The following is a 22179-nucleotide window of genomic DNA, read 5'->3' on the forward strand; positions in this document are numbered from 1 at the left end:
TGAAGCAGAGCGGCTGGTGGTAGGAGACCTATTGTACCGGAACGGGTGGATGGCTGGTTCCGGAATAGTTAGCCTGGGGCGTGCAAGGTGGTATCAGCGTATCAGGTATCAAGTATCAAGATGCGGCTTAATGAATAGTTTCCGGTTCTCAGGAACAAGCTGCCAGCGCTTTGAATGGCCGTCAGCTTCAGCTGACGGGCTAGTATTGCATAAACACTCGCGGGCTTTAGCCCGAACCCGGCTGAATATTGATGTTAGCTTTTAAGACAAGGATGCTTTGCACCAGACTATTGCCAGTCTTCTGTAAACTCGGAAGAGCAGGGGATTAGTTCACAAGCAGTAAAGCCACTATTAATTTCTTTAATTCAGCTTTACTTTTTGGGTGCAATAATAATCCGTCGATAACTTGTTAGTGCTGGTTCTCCGCTGTCTTTTACTTCACAGATCACATGAATTGTTTTACCAGCCGAATCAGCGGGGAGCTTAAATGCAATTTTATCTGCATTCTCATTTTGAATCGTGAGCTCTCCCTTGTAAGTGCCTGCTTCTGGCATTATCCACCATTTAAATGTCAATTGGTCATTTTCCGGGTCGAAAGTTTTGGAGGCATCAAGCACAATTGTTTTACCTTGTTTCTTTTCGATAGGAAGCAAGTCAATACCTTCCTTTCCATTTAGAACAATTATTGGATTTCGATTTCCTTTACCTTCAGATGCCCAATCCATTCGGGCGGCAAAATTATTAAAGGTGGCAGAATAAAAATATGATTCATACTTATTGCAAAGCTCATAAGCTTTTCCATGATGATTCGTGTATGCAAAGGTGGAATCATCCGGGCCAATACCCCATTCAAAATAACCGCCCCAGCTAATCTGATTTGGAACAAGTGGATTACTTAATCCATTTGGCATTACATGAAGGAATGACGGGGTATCCCCTTCAACTCCAAACTTGTACTTTGGATAAATTTTTCCAAGATTTCCGTGATTTTGTATGTGGAGCGCATATTCATCCCAATTTTCCCTTCCTGTACCATTTTGATATTTCCATGCGCACTCATCCCACAGGAATAATAAGTCTTTTTCAAATTCTTTTCTCATCCATTGGTGAGAACTTATGTTGTAAGGAGTGCCACCCTTATATGACCTGTCCTGGTCGGTGATAGCGTAAGTCGGTATTTTATTCAGGAAAGCCTTTAAATCCTCTTTATTTCTTTCATTCTGAACCTGCCAAATAGCTTGCGCCAATGTATTTCCACCTCCCCAAAGCAGTATCCATAAGGGGCGGTCATCGTTTTCATCCGCTGATTTTATGATTAAATTACTACCATCGGAAATATTGTCTTTTCCGATTTCATCTATTCCTCTTTTTTTACTTCCAAATACGCTATGTTGCCTTAAATAATCCGGACTTGGCCAATATCCGATGGTCTGCTGAGATTCATCTTCGTGAAAGTCTGGCTGATTAGAACGTTTCATGAGATTTGGTAAATCCTTTTCATAGGCATCAATGGCATCATGGATTAATTGAAAAAAGTCATCACGGGTTTCCTCAAGGCTCCAACCGGTAGTATAAACTATTCCTTCAATTTCAAACATGTCAGCATGTACCAGAAGCCTTACCAGAGATTCACTATCATCAGTTTCCCATGTGGAAACATCGGTAAGCACAACAATACGAGGTTTTAAAGTTTCTTTGCTCTGATGTTGTTGAGCAAGTACCGGCATCATCATCAAGATGAATACTCCCAATATCCAATATCTAAAAATCATAACTCTTTATTTAGTAAAGTCAATAAATGTAATAAATATCCTTGTATGAGGGATGGATTGAAGAAAGATTGAAGAGATTGAATAGATTGAAAAAAAGATTGAAGGCGATTGATTAAGCCCGTCAATCATCATTCAATCCCTTTGGAATTAAGTACAAAGAGCCCGACTCACCGTCGTTTTCAACAGGGTGGGGCCAGGCACATCAAACGAATGCCTGCAAATTGGTCAACAGCACTTTATCACCACATCCGGATGGCCACTCCTCCTTTTTTATGTCCCAGTTGCACATAACGATGGGCGGCTACAATTTCCTCAATTGGATAGCTTCGGTCAAGTACCGGTTTTAGTACACCCTGTTCTGTAAGTTCGCGAACCCGATTGAGCCGGTGCGCGATTAACTTCAAATCACCATCGTCGATGGAGGCATAATTCTTTTTTGAAAGAAGCGCCTTCCGGCAGGCAACTTTTAATTTTGAAGTTTTAGAACGGCCAACAGCATCCAACATAAAATGGTATCGTGTTCCTTCGGGCAGGGTATTTTGTTTTGTATAATCCCAAACGATATCAGCGCCCAGTGATTTTACCAGTTCAAAATTTTGTTCACTGCAAATGGCACTTACTTCAGCTCCAAGGTGTTTTGCCAATTGCACTGCCAGTGTTCCTGAAGTACCTGATGCGCCATATATTGCCACCTTGTCACCTTTTTGAATGTTTCCTTTTTCGAGGTATTGCAGCGCCAATAAACCACCATAAGCCAGGGCTGTAGCTTCTTCGTAGCTAACATTTGAAGGCATTCGCGACAAGCAGCCATAAGTTGAATCGTTTTCTTTCATGCATTTGTATTCGGCATAGGCACCTAAACCAAATCCGCTTACACCATACACCTTGTCACCCGGCTTCAGTTGTTTTATTTCCTTTCCAACCGATTCGACCTTACCAGCCAATACCAGTCCCAGGATTGGTTTTCGTGGTTTTCTGATTCCAAGCATCATGCGCATCGGAATTTTGTACCGAAGGGGCAGTTCCGAACTGCGAACGAAAATATCACTGTTTGTTACTGCACTTGCATGTATTTTGATGCAAACCTCGTTCTCTTTTGGTGAAGGTTTATCTACATCGCCAAATTTCAGCACTTCAGGCTGACCATAAGCCGTACAAAGTACTGCTTTCATTTTTTGTGTTTTCACTTGATTAATTTATGATTTGAATGACCACATTGCCTCTTTTATGTCCGCTTTCGACATATTGATGTGCCTCAACAATGTTTTCCAGGTGATAGACTTTATCAATAACAGGGCGCATTTTCTTTTCTTCGAGCAACGGGGTGATGTAATTAAGCGCTTCTCTTTTATCTACCGACATGGCATAAATGAACTTTTTTCCTTTTCGCAAGGATGTTAGTACATTCAGGTACAGATTGGCCAATAAGCGGCCATTGGTTGCCAGATAAATTCCTCTTTTGGATAAAACAGGTTTGCATTCCGAATAAGAACTTTTTCCAACGGTATCGAAAATCACATCGTATGTTATGCCTTCCTGAGTAAAATCTTCATTGGTATAATCGATCACCCTTTTAGCACCTAAATTCTGAACCATCGCGATGTTTTTTGTACTGCAAACCCCGGTTACATTTGCACTCAGGTAATTTGACAGCTGAACTGCATACGACCCGATACTGCCCGAGGCACCAATGATAAGAACCCTTTGTCCTGCCCTGATTTTTGCCTTTTTAATCAAGAAAAAGTAGGCTGTAGTAGAACCATCGACAACTGATGCGGCCTCATTAAAACCTAAATTATCCGGCATCCTGACCAACGATGCTTTTTCGTTCATACAGATATATTCGGCATACGCTCCGGGTTTAAAACCGGTAAAACCATACACCTTTTTACCCACTTCAAAACGAGAAACATTTTTACCAAGAGCTTCAATCGTACCAGCCAGTTCTAAACCCAGTATTTGATATTTTCTGGCAGGCTTTGCAAAGCCGAGTACAACCCGGCTCATTAAGGTATCGCCCCTGCGCATCATTCCCTCGGCTGCTGTGGCTGTACTGGCATGTATCTTAATCAATACCTCATCTTTTTCAGGGACAGGCTTTTGTATCTCCTTTAGTTTTAATACATCCGGACCGCCATACGCGGTATAAACTACTGCCTTCATCTTAAATCTTTTTTTTCTTTGTCCAAACCGGATCGATTGCCGGATCGTATTGAAATACCTCGTTAAAGGGAGTTTTAAAAACATGAGCAATTCTGAAGGCCAGCTCCAGCGAGGGAGAATATTTGTCTTTTTCGATGGCCACAATTGTTTGTCGCGACACACTTACGGCATCGGCCAATTGCTGCTGGGTCATTTCATCGTTCATAAAGCGAAGTTTACGAATGTTGTTTGATATAAATTCCTTGGCCATGTTAAAATCCCCTTTTGTACATGATTATTTTGGCAAGTTCGGATGCCAGACTTGATACCAGGCCCGACAAGATAAAAGTTACCATCATTACCCAGGTTTGCATCCCAATAGCCTGCGATGCCATGGCCAGCAGAAATCCGGCAGTGAAAATCCAATGCGAAATGCGAACCGATCTTAACTCAATTAGTCTGTCTCTTTCATCCTCAACATCATTCAAATCTTCATTGGTTACCATCTTGTTAATAATGGCAAAAATGATGTGAACAACAATCATTGCAACAATTGCAACGGGAATAAAAAGCAGAAATGACTTGCCCCAGAATTGTAGATTGTTGATGAGTTCAGGTTCTGGTACTACCTGTCGTTGATAAACATAGATGGCATAAATGATCATTACCAGCATCGAACTGATTAAGGTGACCAGTGTTTGTTTTTCTTTACTGTGCATGGCTGTAAAATTTAATGTTAGTAACTTATTTTCGACACAAAGTAAAGTATATTTTTCTAAATGTAATGTATTTTGTACATTTTTTTTTGTTTTGAGACGATTATTTCGTTCCATCTCCCCATTCAGCAGCTTTGGAAAACAATGGAAGGCGATGGAAAGCGATGGAAGGCGATAGGAGGCAATAGAAAGCGATGGAAAGCGATGGAAAGCGATGGAAAGCGATAGAAGGCAATGGAAAGCGATAGAAGGCAATGGAAAGCGATAGGAGGCAATTGGAGGCAATGGAAAGCGATAGAAAGCAATGGAAAGCGATAGAAGGCGATTGGAGGCAATGGAAAGCGATGGAAGGCGATGGAAAGCAATGGAAAGCGATAGAAGGCGATGGAAGGCGATGGAAAGCGATAGGAGGCAATAGAAAGCGATAGAAGGCGATGGAAGGCGATAGGAGGCAATGGAAAGCGATAGAAGGCAATGGAAAGCGATAGAAAGCAATGGAAGGCGATGGAAAGCAATGGAAAGCGATGGAAAGCAATGGAAAGCGATGGAAGGCGATAGGAGGCGATGGAAAGCGATGGAAAGCGATAGAAGGCGATGGAAGGCGATGGAAAGCGATAGGAGGCAATAGAAAGCGATAGAAAACGATGGAAGGTGATAGGAGGCAATGGAAGGCAGTTGTTCTCTGCACTGATCGGTTTTTTCCTTAATGACCAATGACTTTTTTAATGACTTTTTCCATCTTGATTTTTCAGGCAAAAAAAAGGCCATCCGGTTAGGGACGGCCTTTTTAGCATGTTTTTATTTGTAAGATGATCCTAGAATTCGTAGGTCAGACCAAAGTTAAAGGTGGTACCGTTTCCGTAGAAATAGCCATAGTTGTCTTTGCGACTGATGTATTCGCTGTTCAACAGGTTATATACATTTCCACGAAGTTTCAGGGCACCGTTCTGGTTCGAAAGGAGGGTATATGAAACACCGGCATCGATGAGCATGTAGCCTTCGAGCTTTTCGGTTTCGTAGGTTTCGCCGCTAAGCGAAGCCAGGGCCATGTCTTCCACATCGACAAAACCATACAGGTTGTCGTAGTAATTCAGGTCGGCCCAAACGCGGAGGTTGCCAACACGGTACGAAGTTCCCAGTCCGGCTGACATTTGCGGCGCTTCGCCAACCCGGGTGCCGGTAATATCGATTTCAAATTCATCGACCACTTCGCTGTTGGCATTCTGGTCGAGGACTTCAACCGGGGTTTTTCCCGAATATTTCCAGTCGCCCACAGTGGCAAAACCACGTACTTTCCAGCTACTGGTGATGTAGGTACTAATTTCGAGCTCAAGCCCCTGATGATTTTGTCCGATATTGAACATGCGGATGCCGGCATCGGCAATGGTGTCGCCCGAAAGGGTTACATAGTCTTCGGCGCTTGATCCCAGGAAGCGGTTGGCCCATTTGGTTGAATAGGCGTTCAGATTCAATGTGGTTTTATCACCAAGTCTGGCTTCGTAACCCACTTCAATGCCGGTAATGTTTTCGTTCTCCACTTCTTTTGATCGTTTTTCGATCGATCCGTATTCGAAAATATTATCGAGGAAGGGCTGGCGTGAATATTGACCAAAGTTGGCAAATACAATGTGGTTTTCAACCAGTTCGAGTGATGCACCGCCTTTTATGTTGTAACCAATGCGGTTAAGTGTTTCCGACTGGGCATGATCGGCACTGAAGCGTTCTTCCTTTTTGTACGACTGGTTGGAAAGGGCTCCCTGGAAAAACAAGGAGAAGTTACCCAATGCATATTCTGCCTGGCCAAATACGCCCTGGTAGTTGATCCATTCGCTGTTGTCGTAGGCAATACGATCTTCTTCGGGAGCAAAATTGCTAAGTGCTGCCCATGGATTGGCGGCGTAAGTATTGCTAACAATGTAGTCGCCACTGGTATAGCGGCCATAGCTGTCTTCCCAGCCGTTCAGTCCCATCAGGTCGACCAGCTGACGAAAGTGGTCACCGTTGTAGAAGCGCAGGTCGGCCCCCACATTAAAGGTGAGGTTGTTTTGGGTATCGAACTGATAGTTGGTAACAGCACCGTACCATTTGTGGTTGTTGGCCGAAGCACGCAGGGCTGCTGCAGTTCCGTAGGTACCAATTTTACCATCAAGTGCTTCGTTGTTGGCTACTACCTGATCGTAGTCGATTTGTGCGTTTTCATCAAAAATGTTGTACTGACGGCTGCTTCCGTAAGGACCTGTACCCCCACCGCGTCCAAACGATGCGTAAACCACAGTTGAGAGGTTGGCTTTTTCATTGATTTGCCAGTCCCAGTTAAGGTTCATCACGGGTTTGTGGTAGTAGTTGCGTCTCCAGCTCATGTATTCACCATCCTTGTAACCCCAGTTGTTGTTGTATCTCAGACCGTGTTCTTCGTACAATTCTTTACTTTTCGAGAAGTTTTGGTCGTGCCATTGAGGAGCACCAAACAGAAGGAAGTTGAAATTGTGCTGATCGAGCGATTTACCAATTGAAAGGAAGTAGTTTTGTCCCTGACCTTTGGTTCCGTCGGCCCATTTGCGATCGCCCTGCCAGTGGTCGAGCAGCAGAGAAATACCCCAGCCGTTGTCCATTTTACCAGTATTGTATGCAAGCGTACCTTTCATGAAGAGGCCGTTACCTCCAACGAAACGAACCATACCACCTTTTTTAAGTTCGGTAGCTTTGGTAACGATGTTAACGGTTCCTCCAACCGATGAAATAGCCAGTTTGGATGAACCCAGACCACGCTGAATGTCGATTGCATTGGCTATGTCGGACATGCCGGCCCAGTTCGACCAGTACATGTTACCATCTTCCATGCCATTGATGGGCTGACCATTGAGGAGAAAGGCGGTGTTCGACTGGTCGAAACCTCGCAAAAACATCTGGCTGTCGCCAAAACCTCCGGCCTGATTGGCCACATATACGTTGGGTGTATTTTTCATCACTTCTGGAAACTCAACATTTCCTACTGCTTTCGACTGGATTTCAACCTTGCTTACCACAGACGAAGCGATGGGGGTAATGCGGTCTTTACTCAGGTCGATTACACCCGATCCAATAATGGCAATCCCTTCGATGGCCAGCGAGTTAGGAGCTAGGTAAACAGTTCCTAGGTTGGCTTTTTGGCTTAAGTCGAAAGAAATGTTTTGACTGTCGTAACCAAGGAACGATACCACAACGGTACCGGTATTGGCCGGAACGGTTAAAGTAAACTCGCCGTTGAAGTCGCTGATGGTTCCGTTGGTGGTACCCTGCAAGACGATGTTGGCGCCCGGGAGTACATCATTCGTTTCCGAATCGATAATTTTGCCATTGAGCTGCCCCTGGGCAAAACCTGCAAATGAAAGCAGTGTTAGCACTGCAATGAAAGCAATGCGGTTAATCATTTTTTTCATTTTCATCAATTTTTGTGAAATTTTGAAGTTTAATTATGAATTGATTTGGATTTAAGTTGTTGTATTGGTGCTGTTTGTTTTTCATTTTACTGATCTGTTAAAGTGCCTGCAAATAAGTAATTGTTTTCGAACACTACATTAACGCATTGTTACCGAATTGGAAAAAATTTGTCTGACGCTAATCCCTCCAAAGGTTCTTTTGGCAACACTTTATTTTACAACGATGACTAATTTAGTAAATATTGAATTAGCTCAATATGATAGTTAGTAGTTTGTTAATAAATAGGAATAACTCTGTAATTTGTGGCACTATTTGCTGTTTGGATTTGAATCTGCTGTGAATCCTTTTATCTTTGTTTGGCTTTATTCCACTGATTAATTAAATAAATATCCATGAAACTGTTTATAAAAAGCTTTCTGGCGATGACCTTGCTCCTGATGGGTTACAACGTGTCGGCACAGGATGTACAAAATCAATCGTTCAAGTTCAACCGGATGTTGCAACTGATAGATAATTACTATGTCGATTCGACCGACATGGAAAAGCTAACCGAGGCGGCCATTATTAATATGTTGAGTGAGCTCGATCCGCATTCGGTGTATATTTCGAAGGAAGAGGTTGAAAAGATGAACGAACCGCTGCAGGGCAGTTTCGATGGAATTGGTATATCATTCAGCATATTGCGTGACACCCTGATGGTTGTTCAAACCATCCCAGGTGGCCCTTCTGAAAAAGTAGGCCTGCAGGCCGGCGATCGTATTTTGTTCATCGACGATGAATTGGTGGCCGGCGTTGGTTTGACCAATCAAATGGTTTTCGATCGTTTGCGGGGTAAAAAGGGAACCCTGGTCAGCGTGAAAATAATGAGGAAGGATGAGAAAGGATTGCTTGAATTTGAAATTATCAGGGATAAGATTCCAATTTACAGTCTCGATGCTTCCTACATGTTAAATAAGCAAACCGGCTACATCAAGCTGAACCGCTTTTCGGCAACCACTACCCAGGAGTTTTTATCGGCCATCAGAGAACTGAAGAAAGAAAATGAGATGGAAAACCTGGTGCTCGATTTAAGAGGAAACGGGGGAGGTTATCTGAAATCGGCTTACGAAATCAGTGATCAGTTTCTCGATGCCAACAAGCTGATTGTATTTACCGAAGGCCTGAAAAATCCAAAGAAAGAATACAAAGCGACTTATAACGGTGAATTTCTGAAAGGGCGGGTGGTCGTTTTGATTGATGGCGGATCGGCTTCGGCCAGTGAAATTGTTTCGGGTGCTGTGCAGGACTGGGACCGGGGCATCATTATTGGCCGGCGTTCGTTCGGAAAAGGATTGGTACAACAGCCGTATTACCTGGGTGATGGTTCGATGGTTCGCCTAACCACTGCTTATTACTACACCCCGAGTGGCCGGTGCATACAAAAACCTTACGAAGCAGGCAGCGATGATTATCGAAACGATTATGCCGAGCGCCTGGCGCATGGAGAATTATTCAATAAGGACAGTATTGCCGTTAACGACTCACTCATTTATACCACGCTGATTTCGAAACGAAATGTATATGGCGGGGGCGGGGTGATCCCTGATGTATTTATTCCACTTGATACCTCGGCCAATTACGCATACTACAACCAGTTGTTGCGACGGAGTGTTGTGAATCAGTTCGTGATTGATTACGTCGATTCCCATCGCGATGAAATGAAAAAAACCTATACGACCTTTAAAGCCTTCAATGAACAATTCGAGATTGGAGATGATTTACTGGAAGCTTTATGGGAAGCAGGTGACAAGAAAGGCATTGAACGAAACGAAGCATCCATTGAATTTATTGGCAGCCATGCCAAACGTCATCTGAAGGCAATCATCGCCCGTGACCTGTGGAACTCGAGTGAGTATTACGAAGTTGTAAATGGTGATGATGATGAAATCATTAAGGCTTTGGAATTGTTGAATCAACCGGCCAAATACGAAGCCATACTTAAAGGCAGGGTTAATGAGTGATCAGGTACTACAATGGCTGGCCCTTCACTGGGTCGAAGTTGCAGGTACCCTTCTCGGAATAACTTATGTTTTTCTTTCAATCAGGCAAAACATCCTGACCTGGTTGCTGGGACTGCTGACTTCACTGCTTTATATTTATGTTTTCTTTAGTTCGAAATTTTATGCCGACATGGTACTCCAGGTTTACTATGTATGGGTAAGTATTTATGGCTGGATTTTATGGTCGAAGGGAAAGAAAACAGGGCATGGCCGCGAGGAGCTGCCCGTGACTTTGCTTAGTGTGAAAGAGGCCTGGCGCTTGTTGCTTGTTGCGCTCATCCTTTGGCTGGGCATCTTCGCGGTACTCAAATACTACACCGATTCGCCCGTTCCTTTTGGCGATGCTTTTACCACGGCTTTCAGCATTGTAGCCACCTGGATGCTTGCCCGTAAAATTCTTGAGCACTGGATTGTTTGGATCGTAGTCGATTTTGTTTCTCTCATACTCTATCTTTACAAAGGTTTGTATCCAACTTCGGTCATGTTTGTAATTTACACTGCTGCGGCCTGGTGGGGTTATGTTGAATGGAAACGAAGCAGGAAGAAACAAGCAGCATGAAAGCATCATTAAAAATAGTACTCACCGGTGCCGAATCAACCGGGAAAAGTACCCTGGCCGAAGGCCTGGCCCGGCACTTCAACAGCATTTGGATTCCTGAGCTGGCAAGAACCTACGTGCAACAACTCGACCATCATTACAGTTATGCCGATATTGAAAACATTGCACGCATGCAAATTCAGCAGGAAGCGGCCATCGGTACGAACAGCCCTTTTGTTTTTTTTGATACCTGGCTGCTGATTACCAAGGTGTGGTTCGATTTTGTTTATCAAAAACACCCGGTGTGGCTCGATCAGGCCATAGCGGAAAGTAACATCGATCATTTTTTGCTTTGTGATATTGACATGCCATGGATTGATGATCCACTCAGGGAAAATGGCGGAGAAAACCGTAAATTGCTGCATGAACGTTACCTTATGGAATTGGAGCATTACGGCTTCCACTACACGCTTGTAAGCGGAACCGATGAGACCCGTTTGGCGAATGCGATAAAAATTGTAGAACAAATAAAACAACTGAACAGATGAAATTTGTAATCGACGATAAGATACCCTATATCAAAGGCGCACTCGAAGCCTTTGGCGAAGTGCTTTATTTGCCAGGAAAGGCAACCACTTCTGAAGTGGTTCGCGATGCCGATGCCCTGATCACCCGTACTCGTACCCGTTGCAATGCCGGGCTGCTCGAAGGTTCTTCGGTGAAAATGATTGCCACAGCCACCATTGGATACGATCACATCGACACAGCTTATTGTGCCGAAAAAGGCATCGAATGGACCAATGCGCCCGGTTGTAACAGCTGGTCGGTGGCACAGTACATTATGGCGGCCTTGCATCACCTGGCACAAAGCAGAAGGCTGCCACTCGATGAATTCACACTGGGTGTGGTGGGAGCCGGCAATGTGGGGTCGAAAGTGGCCCGTCTGGCTGCCCTCATTGGCATGAAGGTGCTGGTGAACGATCCGCCTCGCCAGCGGAAAGAGGGCGACGATGGTTTTGTTTCGCTGGAAACAATTCAGGACGAAGCCGACATCATTACTTTTCATACACCGCTTAGCCGCGAAGGTGCCGATGCCACCTTTCATCTGGCCAATGCTGCTTTCTTTGAGGGATGTCGCAAAGGGCTGATTTTTATTAATTCATCGCGGGGCGAAGTGATGGATACGGCTGCAGTACTCAACAGCATTGAAAATGGCGTGATTTCGGAAGCCATTATCGATTGCTGGGAGAACGAGCCGGACATTGACCGCGTGTTGCTCGAAAAGGCTTTCATCGCAACACCTCATATTGCAGGCTATTCGAAAGACGGAAAGGCCAATGGTACCAGCATGAGCATTCAGGCCCTCAGCCGCAGGTTTAAGCTGGGGATCGATGACTGGCAATGTGAAAACGTAGAATTGCCTTCGGAAACGAATATTAAATTAAACGGTAAAAATAAAACGAAACAGGAAATCGTGAGTGAAGCCATCCTGGCCACTTATCCCATTTGGGAAGACAGTGAACGACTGAAACAGTCTCCCGAAACATTTGAGAAGCAAAGGGGCGATTATCCGCTAAGGCGTGAATTTCCGGTTTTTACGCTTGAATTTAGTGAGGTTGACGAAGCGCTTGCAAGGCTTTTAAGTCAGTTGGGTTTTCAGATCAGGTAATTTTTATCGGGCGTATCAACGCTGTTTTTGAAAGAAAAGCCACACAAAATAAGCAAGCACTTATGCTGTGTGGCTTTTTTGCTTATTGATAGTCTTTAACCGCCTGAAGCAGCGCGTTGATGTTTTCACTTCTGACTCCCGGAGGCATTCCTCCGCCGCACGAAACAATCAGCTTTGAATGATCGGTTACCGAAGCAAGCAGCTCTACCGTTTGCCGGTAAACTTCCTCGGGCGTGCAGGCTGCAAGCACATCGCGGGGAGGCAGGCTTCCGAGCACTACCAACTGATGATTGGTGGCTTCATGGATTTCGTCGATCGTGAGATCGAGTCCCGGGTTATACAGGTTTATGCCCATTGCAGGATAGTGTTTCACCGACATGCTGCAATCGGCATCGTTGTGGAAGAACTTGACCGGGCAGTCAACATCGTACAATTCTTTCAAATAAGGGAAGCCAAATTCAAGAAACTGATCTTCACCAATGAAGCCGACAATGTCGTCGAGCATCATGATTCCCTCTATGTCGCTGATTTTCTGGCGTTGTAAACGATGCCATTCTTTCAGAAAGTCGGTAATGATGCGCATCAGTCGATGTATTCTGTCGGGATCCATCATCATGGTAGTGAGCAATTCAGTAGTGCCCATCAGGAAGGATGCAATGTTGAGTGGTCCCCGCGAAACCGAGAAGCGGATTTTATGTCCTTTTTTTTCCAAAATTGTTCTGGAAAGCTTTAAACGGTTGAGCATAAAGGGCAACAAACCATCGGTTTGAGGATCGGGTGTTCGAAGTGTATCGATTGCTTCGGGTGCATGAATCACTTTGTCGGCAAAGGGAAATTCGTTGGGATAAAAAACCGAGCGGGCACCAAAGGCCGAAGGTTCGGTACACATCCCGTATTCGCTCCAGAAACCCGGTAAAAACATTACGTCGGGGAAGGAATCAATGGCTTTCAGGTTGGCTTTCAACCACTGCTCATCGCTCGAAAAATAATCGAGCAGGCTGATGCCGTACCAGTTGGGCAACCAGGGGCTGTCGATGATAAAGCCAGTTTGCAGACTGCCTGTGTAGGTTCCGCTGATGATGGCTTTTAAGTCGTTCCATTGTTGATCGGTCATAAGTTGATTTTGTTAGTTGATCGTGATTAAATTTTGGTCATTTGAAGATAAAACAAAATACAGGCGATTCATAACGAAAGTGCTTCAATTTCCCTGAAATACCAATACTTCCACTATTTTATTCAGCTTTTCCACCACAGGTGGACTTATTTTGGCTAATTTTCATTTATTTTGAAAACGTTTACATCGAAAACTTTTAGTTTTGTCGGTGTCGTTCGTAAAACTGTAAGCAAAATCGAAGCAAATGAGGACAACAATAGCTGAAAAAATCAGATCGGGACAAATTCTGGTATCCGACGGAGCGTGGGGAACCTTTCTGCATCAAAAAGGGCTGAAGCCCGGCGAATGTCCCGAAATGTGGAATCTCGACCATGAAGAGCAGGTGTATGAAATAGCCAGGAGTTACATTGATGCCGGTTCCGACATGATTGAAACCAACAGCTTTGGTGCTTCATCGTTTAAACTGTCGATGTTTGGAGTTGAAGACAAAGTGGAAGCAGTTAACCGGGCAGCGGCAGCTATTTCGCGCAAAGCAGCCGGCCCCGACAAGCATGTGCTGGGATCGATCGGGCCAACGGGCAAGATGCTGGTGATGGGCGATGTGAGCTACGAAGCATTGTATGAGGCCTTTGCCATTCAGGCGAAAGCCCTTGCCGACGGTGGAGCCGATGCCCTGGTCATTGAAACCATGACCGATTTGGATGAGGCCCGGGCAGCGGTGAGTGCAGCCCGCGATTATACCAGTTGTGAGATCATTTGTACCATGACCTTTGATGCGGGGCCCGATGGCACCTTTCACACCATGATGGGGGTTTCACCTGCCGATATGGTGGAAGCCATGACAGCTGCCGGTGCACACATCATTGGCGCCAACTGTGGAAACGGGATTGAAAACATGATTGCCATCGCAAAGGAAATACGAAGTACGGGAACTCAGCTTCCCCTGCTCATTCATGCCAATGCCGGAGCCCCCGTGTACCGCAATGGTGAAACACATTATTTGGAAAGTCCTGAACAAATGGCCGGCTGGGTCAATGAATTACTCGATGCGGGTGCCAATATTATTGGCGGATGTTGCGGCACAACTCCCGCACACATTCAACAAATTGTTCAAGCCGTTAACAACTACCAAGAAAAAAAAACCAGATAAGATTAATTGATATGCAAAACCAGGAAATTTTAAGCAAACTATCGGAATGTGTAGAGTTTGGAAAAGTAAACAAGGCAGCACCTTATCCACCGGCCATGAAGGATCAGGATGGAGCAGATGAACTGACCCGGCAGGCGCTCGACATGGGAATTGAACCCAATGTGATTTTGAACGAGGCACTGATTGCAGCCATGGACAAGGTGGGAGAGAAGTTTACTCAAAAGAAGATTTTTGTTCCTCAGATGCTGATTTCGGCCAAGGCCATGAATGCAGCCATGGAACATTTAAAACCATATTTCCAGTCGGGGCAGGTCAAACGAAAAGGAAAAATGATTATCGGTACCGTATCGGGCGATTTGCACGATATAGGCAAAAACCTGGTGGCGATGATTGTTGAAGGTGCCGGTTGGGAGATTGTTGATCTGGGGGTCGATGTAAATACAGCAAAGTTTCTCGATGCCATTGCAGCGCATCCGGGTGCTGTGGTTGGTCTTTCCGCCTTATTGACCACCACCATGGGCAATATGCAGAAAACGGTTGCCGAGATTCATGAAAAACATCCCGATGTGAAACTTCTGATCGGAGGTGCTCCTGTTAACGAAGATTTCTGCAATGAAATTGGGGCAAATGCCTATGCTGCCGGACCTCAGGAAGCGGTAAGTTATCTGAATTCCCTTGTGGCCTGATCAATTGCGAATGATGCAAAGCAGGAAAACGGAGCAATTCAGTTTCAGCGGTGCTGCCTTAAAAGTCGATCGTGAGCAAATTCTGAAAGGAATGGCCATGAAAGCTGCCGACAGTGATGACTATCTTGATCGGTTGATTGACCAGCTGATGATGGAATGCAAGCTGTTGGCTGAACCTGCCGGGTGGGTCCACTGGTACAAAAATCCGTTGATTGATGTTGTGAACCAGCGTATTGAAGTAGCAGGAGCTCAATTTTCAACGGCGAAGACCGTCAGTGGCATGTTGAAGAAAACAGAGCTGCTTGCGGTTTTTGCCGTAAGCATAGGGCATGAGGTTGAGCAGTTTTCAAAGGCTGCTTTTACCGAAGGCAATGCACTCGAGGGCCTGATTGTTGATCTGATTGGTTCAGAACTGGCTGAAGCAACGGCCGATTGCCTTCAGGCTGAAATTGAAAAAAGTGCTGCTGCTCTTGGCTTGCAATGCAGCATGCGTTTTAGTCCGGGCTACTGCAATTGGCCGGTAAGCGATCAGTCAAAATTGTTTGCACTTTTTGATGAGGGTAGCTGTTCCATCAGGCTCAACAATTCATCGTTGATGTCGCCGGTAAAATCGGTAAGTGGTTTTATAGGTGCTGGCAGTAAAATGAAGAAAGTAAATTACAAGTGCAGCCTGTGCAATGACCAACATTGCATAATGAGAAGGAGAAATTTGCACGCTTAAACAAGGGTGATTGAATCCTGTGTTAATCGCCTTCCTTTTGAGAATTTCGCTTCCTGTTTCGATCAATATTTCCACTTCGTAAAGCGTACTTTTTGCTTTATTTGCACTGTCCATGTTCAGGCAGTCCGTTTTTTGCTTGTTACAAAGTGGAAGTTTTTCATAGAAAATTTTAATTAGTTAGTGAAAGAGGCTGTTGTAATCCCTGCAACAGCCTTATTTTTTCTGATCATTCAACATTTAAGCAGGGTCTGTATTTCAATAATCAGGCATTCTTCTTTCCTTTGCATTATGGAAGCAATCAAAAAACTATTTGGAACAGAATACCCCGTTGTTGCGGGAGGAATGGTGTGGTGCAGTGGCTGGCGGCTGGCAAGTGCCGTGAGCAATGCCGGAGGACTTGGCTTAATTGGGGCCGGATCGATGCATCCGCCAACCTTGCTGGAGCATATCCGCAAGGCAAAAGCGGCGACTGATAAGCCCTTTGGCGTGAATGTGCCGCTACTGTATCCCGAGCAGGAAGCCATTATGGACATCATCGTAAGCGAAGGGGTAAAAATTGTGTTTACCTCGGCCGGGAGTCCCAAAAAATGGACTTCGTTTCTTCATGACCACGGTATCACTGTGGCCCACGTGGTTTCGAGTGCTGCTTTTGCTGAGAAAAGTGAAGCAGCGGGTGTCGATGCCATTGTGGCTGAAGGCTTTGAGGCCGGTGGTCATGAAGGAAGAGAAGAAACCACTACCATGGCGCTGATTCCATCGGTAAGGCGCGCTACATCGCTGCCCTTGCTGGCAGCAGGCGGCATTGGCAGCGGTGAGCAGATGTATGCAGCCATGGCGCTGGGTGCCGACGGGGTGCAAATTGGCTCACTCTTTGCCGCTTCGCAAGAGTCGTCGGCCCACGAAGCTTTTAAACAAAAGGTAATCGAAACCGGTGAAGGCGGAACCATGTTAACATTGAAACAGCTTGCCCCCGTGCGCTTAATCAGAAACCAATTTTTCGAAGAAGTGGAAAAGGCACAATTACGCGGTGCCAACGTTGATGAATTGCGCGAACTACTGGGCAAAGGACGTGCCCGCAAAGGAATTTTTGAAGGTGAACTCAATGAAGGCGAACTTGAAATTGGTCAGGTGGCCTCACTAATTAAGGAAATAAAACCGGTCAGCGAAATTATGCAGGGCCTGCTGGATGAATACCGTGCTGTTTATCGCCGAATGGCTTCGCTGGAGATCCAATAAGACGACTGCGTCATCAGTTATTCTGTGCCTCGATTTTTGCTTTAAACAGGGCATGGCAGTGCCCCGGGGCAGGGCGGAGGCGGAAAGCTGGTGCCTGGTGTTAAGTAGCCGAAGCAGCACAAAAGGAGCGACCAGAGGGAGCTCCCTTTGGTGCGTAGCGCAGGCAGTTAACACCAGGTAGCACTTGGAGGCGGAGACCGTAGCCCCCATAAAAAATGTAAAAAGTAAGTGAACAATTTGTTGTTATTTTGTTTTCTTAAGAAGTTTAGTTTGATAAATCCATTTTTTTATCGATTATTACGGTCACAATGAACAGCACTCACTTCCATATCATCTCAACTTTCTGCAACTGCTGTTGTTGTATGCCTTGTTGTTGCCGTTAAACGGCTCTGCACTCAGATTTTTTATTTCCTTGATTTTCGTTGTTTTTTATAAACCAATAGCTAGTTACTATTATGAGCAAAGTAAATGACATTTCACAATTGATTGGGAAAACGCCTTTGGTGCGTTTAAACCGACTTGCCGATGGGATTGATGCCCGGGTGTATGTAAAGCTTGAAAGTATGAACCCCGGTGGATCGGTAAAGGATCGTCTGGCTACCGCCATGATTGCTGCAGGCGAACAGCAGGGTAAGATCAATGCCGACACGGTGGTGATTGAGCCTACCAGTGGAAATACCGGAATTGGACTGGCCATGATTTGCGCAGTAAAAGGCTACCGGCTGATTTTGGTGATGCCCGAGAGCATGTCGCCCGAACGAAGGGCCATATTGAAAGCCTATGGAGCCGAATTGCACCTGACTCCTGCTGCCGGAGGAATGAAGGCGGCCATTGCCAAAGCCAATGAACTGGCCGGTGAAATGGGCAATGCCTTTATACCCATGCAGTTTGAGAACGAAGCCAATGTTGAATACCATCGTAAAACGACGGCCCCTGAGATTTGGGCTGATACCGAAGGTGCTGTGGATATTTTTATTGCAGGTGCCGGAACAGGCGGAACCATTACGGGAGTAGGCGAAGTGCTGAAGGAGAAAAAACCTTCACTGAAGGCGGTGGTTGTTGAGCCGGCCGATTCGCCGGTGCTTTCGGGCGGGAACCCCGGACCCCATAAAATTCAGGGCATTGGTGCAGGTTTCATTCCGAAAATTATGAACACCCAAATTATTGATGAGGTGTTTAAGGTAGAGAATGATACGGCCTTTGATTACGCCCGCAGGCTGGCGCTTGAAGAAGGTATTTTATCGGGCATGTCGTCGGGGGCCAATGTCTTTGCTGCCCTTGAAATTGCGAAACGACCCGAAAACAAAGGCAAAACCATCGTGACCATTGTTTGCGATACCGGCGAACGTTATCTAAGTACACCTTTATACAATACCGATGACAACAAATAATAAACAGGACATTCCCGAAATTTTACAACAGGCAGTAGAAGGCCTGTCGAATAAAGATTCGTATGGTTCGTTGTGTCATGAACACAAGGCAGGCGAGCCGATGCCATCGACAAAAAAGCTGGGAATACTGGTCAATAAAATCAGGGAAATTATTTTCCCTGGTTATTTTGGCAATACCACCCTGCATCCGAAGGCCATCAATTATTACATGGGGGTATACGTTGATGAGATTTTTGAGTTGCTGAGCGAGCAGATTCTGGCGGGTATGTGTTTTTCGTGCAGTGAACAAAAGATTCATGTCGATCGGATGGAGGAATACATTGCGCTCTCAAGGGAAAAGGCAGCTGGCTTTATTTCCTTTTTACCTGAACTGCGAGAAATTTTATCGACCGATGTTGAAGCTGCTTTTTTGGGCGATCCGGCAGCGCAGGGAAGAGGAGAAGTAATTTTTTGTTATCCGGCCATCAGGGCCATTTCGAGCTACCGCATTGCCCATAAACTGCTTCAGCTTGAAGTGCCGCTTATTCCGCGTATGATATCCGAGATGGCGCACTCCGAAACAGGCATCGACATACATCCACGGGCACAGATTGGCAATTACTTTACCATCGATCATGGTACCGGAACGGTTATTGGAGCAACCTGCATCATTGGCAACAATGTGAAGCTGTATCAGGGGGTGACACTGGGTGCCAAAAGTTTCCCGCTCGACGAAGCGGGAAACCCAATCAAAGGCATTCCAAGGCATCCGATTATCGAAGACAATGTAATTATTTATGCACAGGCCACCATTTTAGGGCGTATTACCATCGGGCACGATTCGGTGATTGGCGGAAACGTGTGGGTAACCAATAACCTGCCTCCTTATTCGAAAGTGGTACAAATGCGTGCACGAAGCGCCAACTTTGTTGATGGTGCAGGCATCTGAAAGTAACTAAATAAGATGAGGAATTGAATGGTGAAGCCCGTTTCAGGTGCTTCGTTGTAATGTTGGTTCATTTAACATTTACAGGCCTGACGAAGGGACTTATATCCTGTATCTTATCTTCTTTTTCCTTCTCTTTATTGGGCCTGGATATAAAATTTTGTGATTTTCAGTCCGATTAGGGGTTAATAATAGAAATATTTACAGATATTTGGGGCCTTAATTAGTGAGATTGAAACTGACGATTGAATGAGTTCTGAAAAATTTCAAATGCTGGCCAAAACCTTTCCGGGTCTGGAAGAGGTTTTAAAAGAAGAGTTACTGGAGCTGGGGGCTTCAGATGTGGAAACCGTGATAAGGGGGGTCAAGTTTACCGGTACGAAAGAGCTTTTGTACAAGGCCAACTTTTGCTGTCGCACTGCCCTGAGGGTGTTGCGGATAATAGGAGAATACAAGGTTAAAAATACGAATGACCTGTATCAAAGTGTCTATCAAATTGACTGGAGCGAAATATTCGACCTCTCGCAATCGTTTGCTATTAACAGCACGGTCAATTCAGAAGCTTTCAACAATTCGATGTTTGTGAGCCTGAAATCGAAGGATGCCATTGTTGATCAGTTCAGAAGCAAATTCAAAAAGCGTCCGTCGGTCAATGCCGATGATCCCGATATCCGTATCAATGTACATGCTTCGAGCGATACACTGACCGTTTCGCTCGACAGCTCAGGTGAGTCCTTACACAAACGCGGCTATCGTGTGGGGCAAAACGAAGCTTCGATGAGTGAGGTGCTGGCGGCCGGCATTCTGAAAATTGCAGGATGGAAAGGTCAGACCGATTTTTACGACACCATGTGCGGCTCGGGTACCATTCCGGTTGAAGCGGCACTCATTGCACGAAATATACCTCCGGGCATGTTTCGTCAGGAATTTGCCTTCGAAAAGTGGAAGGATTTTGACGCCGAGCTGCTTGAGGAAATCTATAATGCCGATTATGAGCGCGAGTTCGAACATAAAATCTATGCTTCAGATATTTCACCCATCAACATCAAGGTTTCGGAAAAGAACGCCAAAAGTGCGGGTGTTATAAAAGACATCGTATTTGCGGAGAAGGATTTTGCCCAGTTTGAGCCCGAAAGCAAGTCTGGCTTGCTCATTATCAATCCACCCTACGGTGAACGGATGCGTGAGCGCATGGTTGAACCTTTGTACATCATGATCGGAGATCAGCTCAAAAAGCATTTTTCGGGCTTTAAAGCCTGGGTGTTCAGCAGCTCTGAGGCCGGATTTAAAAACATAGGTCTGCGTCCTTCACAGAAAATAAAAATGTACAACGGTCCGCTCGAATGCAGTTTCCGCTTGTTTGAGTTGTACGAAGGATCGAAAAAAGCCAGTAAACAAGATTTCCAACAGCGTGGTTCCTATAAAGGAAGCAACGAAAGAGGAGATTTCAAACCGCGTCGCAGCGAAGGTGACTTCAAAGCCCGACGTAGTGAAGGTGACTATAAACCGCGTCGTAGCGAAGGAGACTATAAACCGCGTCGCAGTGAGGGTGAATTTAAACCCCGTCGTAGTGAAGGTGATTTCAAACCCCGACGCAGCGAGGGTGAATTTAAACCCCGTCGTAGCGAAGGAGACTATAAACCGCGTCGTAGTGAAGGTGATTTCAAACCCCGACGTGGCGAAGGAGACTTTAAACCTCGTCGCAGTGAGGGTGATTTCAAACCCCGTCGCAGCGAAGGTGATTTCAAACCTCGTCGCAGTGAAGGTGATTTTAAACCCCGACGAAGTGAAGGTGAATTCAAGCCTAAGCGCAGTGAAGGTGAACAAAAGTCGTCACAGGCTCCGCGTCGAAAACGCATAGAAAAGGGAAAACTCCCCGATAAGGATACAAACAATGAATAAACATAAAAAGAGGATTGCCAATTACGGCAGTCCTTTTTTTGTACTGCACTTCACCGGTTTTTGTGGTTGTTTAACCTGCGATAATGGTCGTTGGCCGACTCGCGGGTACTTTCGTGTAACTTTCATCGTTCTGAAACGACCTATACAGTGTAACATCCGACGAAACAGCAAGCAATAAACTGCTTGTTTCGGACGAACAATTTTAAAGCCATATAAACACTTAAACTTAAAAAGTCATGAAAAATGCAGTATTCGTTTTAACACTTGTAATGTTTGCCTTGTTTTCAAGCTCGGGAATGGCAAATACCGATCGGCTGGAAGGAAATACACTTTCCGATTTTGGTACCTATACCCTTACCGAATCGAGCAATGTTGTAGTAATCAACAATGTTGCCTATCGTGCCTGGGATTTGCAGTATTCAGGAAGCAGTGAAAAATTCCAGGTACTTTATTCCCCGGGAAGCGACAGTCAGTGTTGTTTCATGGTTCGCAACGATCATTTCGAAATTCAGTATGCCAAAAAGCCCGGAGGCGGCTTTGGTGTTGAACTGATCGATTCGGACAAGCGCAGCCTGAAAAAACGTGAAGTAATGAGCCTGGTCAATTATGATCAGTTTGTGAATCAAACAGTGCTTACATCGAAGGACAAGACCGTAGAAGAATACCTGGGGTTGGTAGCCTGCTTCATGCCGTTGCTTTTTGGATAAAACATTTCGCAAATTTTCTCGAAAGCAAAAGGGGATGCCATTGCAGCGTCC

Annotated in this window: 19 protein-coding genes; 12 read left to right on the plus strand and 7 right to left on the minus strand. The window is 45.3% G+C overall.

Annotation, left to right across the window (positions count from 1 at the left end; translation table 11 throughout):
* Positions 1-371: 371 nt before the first annotated feature.
* The 6 genes from FHS86_RS06810 to FHS86_RS06835 all read right to left on the minus strand — a co-directional run bounded on the left by FHS86_RS06810 (position 372) and on the right by FHS86_RS06835 (position 8049).
* Complete coding sequence (locus FHS86_RS06810; RefSeq protein WP_429412229.1) at positions 372-1772, minus strand: DUF1593 domain-containing protein; 1401 nt, start codon at positions 1770-1772, stop codon at positions 372-374.
* Between the two features lie 239 nt (positions 1773-2011).
* The gene (locus FHS86_RS06815) at positions 2012-2944 is read right to left on the minus strand and encodes an NAD(P)-dependent alcohol dehydrogenase (RefSeq protein WP_429412230.1); all 933 of its coding nucleotides are present in this window, start codon (positions 2942-2944) and stop codon (positions 2012-2014) included.
* A 19-nt stretch (positions 2945-2963) separates the two neighbouring features.
* Entirely contained in the window at positions 2964-3935 is a 972-nt protein-coding gene (locus tag FHS86_RS06820; protein WP_429412231.1) for an NAD(P)-dependent alcohol dehydrogenase, read from the minus strand.
* A 1-nt stretch (position 3936) separates the two neighbouring features.
* A complete protein-coding gene (locus FHS86_RS06825; RefSeq protein WP_429412232.1) occupies positions 3937-4185 on the minus strand; it encodes a helix-turn-helix transcriptional regulator in 249 nt (82 codons plus the stop codon).
* 1 nt (position 4186) lies between these two features.
* Positions 4187-5344, minus strand: coding sequence for a hypothetical protein (locus FHS86_RS06830; RefSeq protein ID WP_429412233.1), 1158 nt, complete (start codon positions 5342-5344; stop codon positions 4187-4189).
* Positions 5345-5445: 101 nt separating this feature from the next.
* Positions 5446-8049: a TonB-dependent receptor gene (locus FHS86_RS06835; RefSeq protein ID WP_429412234.1), complete on the minus strand. Its 2604-nt coding sequence runs from the start codon at positions 8047-8049 to the stop codon at positions 5446-5448.
* A 393-nt stretch (positions 8050-8442) separates the two neighbouring features.
* Here FHS86_RS06835 and FHS86_RS06840 point away from each other — a divergent pair, with 393 nt between their 5' ends.
* The 4 genes from FHS86_RS06840 to pdxB are packed head-to-tail and all read left to right on the plus strand — an operon-like array spanning position 8443 to position 12296.
* The gene (locus FHS86_RS06840; protein ID WP_429412235.1) at positions 8443-10050 is read left to right on the plus strand and encodes a S41 family peptidase; all 1608 of its coding nucleotides are present in this window, start codon (positions 8443-8445) and stop codon (positions 10048-10050) included.
* Positions 10043-10648: a nicotinamide riboside transporter PnuC gene (gene pnuC / locus FHS86_RS06845; RefSeq protein ID WP_429412236.1), complete on the plus strand. Its 606-nt coding sequence runs from the start codon at positions 10043-10045 to the stop codon at positions 10646-10648. Before FHS86_RS06840 ends, pnuC begins: the two co-directional genes overlap by 8 nt.
* The gene (locus FHS86_RS06850) at positions 10645-11175 is read left to right on the plus strand and encodes an AAA family ATPase (RefSeq protein ID WP_429412237.1); all 531 of its coding nucleotides are present in this window, start codon (positions 10645-10647) and stop codon (positions 11173-11175) included. Before pnuC ends, FHS86_RS06850 begins: the two co-directional genes overlap by 4 nt.
* A complete protein-coding gene (gene pdxB / locus FHS86_RS06855) occupies positions 11172-12296 on the plus strand; it encodes a 4-phosphoerythronate dehydrogenase PdxB (RefSeq protein ID WP_429412238.1) in 1125 nt (374 codons plus the stop codon). The genes FHS86_RS06850 and pdxB overlap by 4 nt, the downstream gene beginning before the upstream one ends.
* 82 nt (positions 12297-12378) lie before the next feature.
* On the opposite strand, the gene FHS86_RS06860 is transcribed toward pdxB, so the two are convergent.
* Positions 12379-13410 (minus strand): uroporphyrinogen decarboxylase family protein, encoded by a 1032-nt coding sequence (locus FHS86_RS06860; protein WP_429412239.1) that lies wholly within the window; start codon positions 13408-13410, stop codon positions 12379-12381.
* A 244-nt stretch (positions 13411-13654) separates the two neighbouring features.
* Between FHS86_RS06860 and FHS86_RS06865 the strand changes: the two genes are divergently transcribed.
* From FHS86_RS06865 to FHS86_RS06900, 8 genes are all read left to right on the plus strand, one after another.
* Positions 13655-14560 carry a homocysteine S-methyltransferase family protein gene (locus tag FHS86_RS06865; protein WP_429412240.1) on the plus strand — a complete coding sequence of 302 codons (906 nt, stop codon included), beginning with the start codon at positions 13655-13657 and terminating at the stop codon, positions 14558-14560.
* Positions 14561-14571: 11 nt separating this feature from the next.
* A complete protein-coding gene (locus FHS86_RS06870; RefSeq protein ID WP_429412241.1) occupies positions 14572-15246 on the plus strand; it encodes a cobalamin B12-binding domain-containing protein in 675 nt (224 codons plus the stop codon).
* Positions 15247-15259: 13 nt separating this feature from the next.
* Positions 15260-15967, plus strand: a complete 708-nt coding sequence (locus FHS86_RS06875; RefSeq protein WP_429412242.1) for a vitamin B12 dependent-methionine synthase activation domain-containing protein — start codon at positions 15260-15262, stop codon at positions 15965-15967.
* A gap of 288 nt (positions 15968-16255) precedes the next feature.
* Positions 16256-17203 (plus strand): NAD(P)H-dependent flavin oxidoreductase, encoded by a 948-nt coding sequence (locus tag FHS86_RS06880; RefSeq protein WP_429412243.1) that lies wholly within the window; start codon positions 16256-16258, stop codon positions 17201-17203.
* A 455-nt stretch (positions 17204-17658) separates the two neighbouring features.
* Positions 17659-18594, plus strand: a complete 936-nt coding sequence (gene cysK, locus FHS86_RS06885; RefSeq protein ID WP_429412244.1) for a cysteine synthase A — start codon at positions 17659-17661, stop codon at positions 18592-18594.
* Positions 18581-19522 (plus strand): serine O-acetyltransferase EpsC, encoded by a 942-nt coding sequence (epsC, locus tag FHS86_RS06890; RefSeq protein WP_429412245.1) that lies wholly within the window; start codon positions 18581-18583, stop codon positions 19520-19522. The genes cysK and epsC overlap by 14 nt, the downstream gene beginning before the upstream one ends.
* 246 nt (positions 19523-19768) lie before the next feature.
* Positions 19769-21421, plus strand: coding sequence for a THUMP domain-containing class I SAM-dependent RNA methyltransferase (locus FHS86_RS06895; RefSeq protein ID WP_429412246.1), 1653 nt, complete (start codon positions 19769-19771; stop codon positions 21419-21421).
* 236 nt (positions 21422-21657) lie between these two features.
* Complete coding sequence (locus FHS86_RS06900; protein WP_429412247.1) at positions 21658-22128, plus strand: hypothetical protein; 471 nt, start codon at positions 21658-21660, stop codon at positions 22126-22128.
* Positions 22129-22179: the final 51 nt, after the last annotated feature.

It is taken from the genome of Roseimarinus sediminis, assembly GCF_050433125.1.
Classification (GTDB): Bacteria; Bacteroidota; Bacteroidia; order Bacteroidales; family Prolixibacteraceae; genus Roseimarinus; species Roseimarinus sediminis.

Coding starts and splice junctions, on each gene's coding strand:
- FHS86_RS06840 (WP_429412235.1), top strand. CDS start 8,443: ATGAAACTGTTTATAAAAAGCTTTCTGGCGATGACCTTGCTCCTGATG.
- FHS86_RS06825 (WP_429412232.1), bottom strand. CDS start 4,185: ATGGCCAAGGAATTTATATCAAACAACATTCGTAAACTTCGCTTTATG.
- epsC (WP_429412245.1), top strand. CDS start 18,581: ATGACAACAAATAATAAACAGGACATTCCCGAAATTTTACAACAGGCA.
- pnuC (WP_429412236.1), top strand. CDS start 10,043: ATGAGTGATCAGGTACTACAATGGCTGGCCCTTCACTGGGTCGAAGTT.
- FHS86_RS06875 (WP_429412242.1), top strand. CDS start 15,260: ATGCAAAGCAGGAAAACGGAGCAATTCAGTTTCAGCGGTGCTGCCTTA.
- FHS86_RS06850 (WP_429412237.1), top strand. CDS start 10,645: ATGAAAGCATCATTAAAAATAGTACTCACCGGTGCCGAATCAACCGGG.
- FHS86_RS06810 (WP_429412229.1), bottom strand. CDS start 1,772: ATGATTTTTAGATATTGGATATTGGGAGTATTCATCTTGATGATGATG.
- FHS86_RS06900 (WP_429412247.1), top strand. CDS start 21,658: ATGAAAAATGCAGTATTCGTTTTAACACTTGTAATGTTTGCCTTGTTT.
- FHS86_RS06895 (WP_429412246.1), top strand. CDS start 19,769: ATGAGTTCTGAAAAATTTCAAATGCTGGCCAAAACCTTTCCGGGTCTG.
- pdxB (WP_429412238.1), top strand. CDS start 11,172: ATGAAATTTGTAATCGACGATAAGATACCCTATATCAAAGGCGCACTC.
- FHS86_RS06815 (WP_429412230.1), bottom strand. CDS start 2,944: ATGAAAGCAGTACTTTGTACGGCTTATGGTCAGCCTGAAGTGCTGAAA.
- FHS86_RS06835 (WP_429412234.1), bottom strand. CDS start 8,049: ATGAAAAAAATGATTAACCGCATTGCTTTCATTGCAGTGCTAACACTG.
- FHS86_RS06865 (WP_429412240.1), top strand. CDS start 13,655: ATGAGGACAACAATAGCTGAAAAAATCAGATCGGGACAAATTCTGGTA.
- FHS86_RS06860 (WP_429412239.1), bottom strand. CDS start 13,410: ATGACCGATCAACAATGGAACGACTTAAAAGCCATCATCAGCGGAACC.
- FHS86_RS06870 (WP_429412241.1), top strand. CDS start 14,572: ATGCAAAACCAGGAAATTTTAAGCAAACTATCGGAATGTGTAGAGTTT.
- FHS86_RS06820 (WP_429412231.1), bottom strand. CDS start 3,935: ATGAAGGCAGTAGTTTATACCGCGTATGGCGGTCCGGATGTATTAAAA.
- FHS86_RS06880 (WP_429412243.1), top strand. CDS start 16,256: ATGGAAGCAATCAAAAAACTATTTGGAACAGAATACCCCGTTGTTGCG.
- cysK (WP_429412244.1), top strand. CDS start 17,659: ATGAGCAAAGTAAATGACATTTCACAATTGATTGGGAAAACGCCTTTG.